Origin of the sequence: Shewanella electrica (assembly GCF_022321485.1) — a bacterium.
Lineage (GTDB): Bacteria > Pseudomonadota > Gammaproteobacteria > Enterobacterales > Shewanellaceae > Shewanella > Shewanella electrica.
The window spans coordinates 1-285 of the sequence record NZ_JAKOGG010000150.1; the positions used below are offsets into that span (position 1 = coordinate 1).

1 protein-coding gene is annotated in these 285 nt (G+C 53.3%); it reads right to left on the reverse strand.

What is annotated here, in order from left to right:
• Window positions 1–285: ubiquitin-like protein (locus tag L9G74_RS24040; RefSeq protein ID WP_238898562.1), on the reverse strand; the 285-nt coding region annotated here is incomplete at both ends.

Genomic DNA, 285 nt, shown 5'->3' on the forward strand with positions numbered 1-285 from the left:
GCCCATCTTCCAGCTGCTTGCCAGCAAAAATCAGCCTCTGCTGATCAGGAGGAATGCCTTCTTTGTCTTGGATCTTGGCCTTCACATTCTCAATGGTGTCACTAGGCTCAACCTCGAGGGTGATGGTCTTGCCAGTCAGGGTCTTCACAAAGATCTGCATGCCTCCCCTCAGGCGCAGCACCAGATGCAGGGTGGACTCTTTCTGGATGTTGTAGTCAGACAGGGTGCGTCCATCTTCCAGCTGCTTGCCAGCAAAGATCAACCTCTGCTGATCAGGAGGAATGC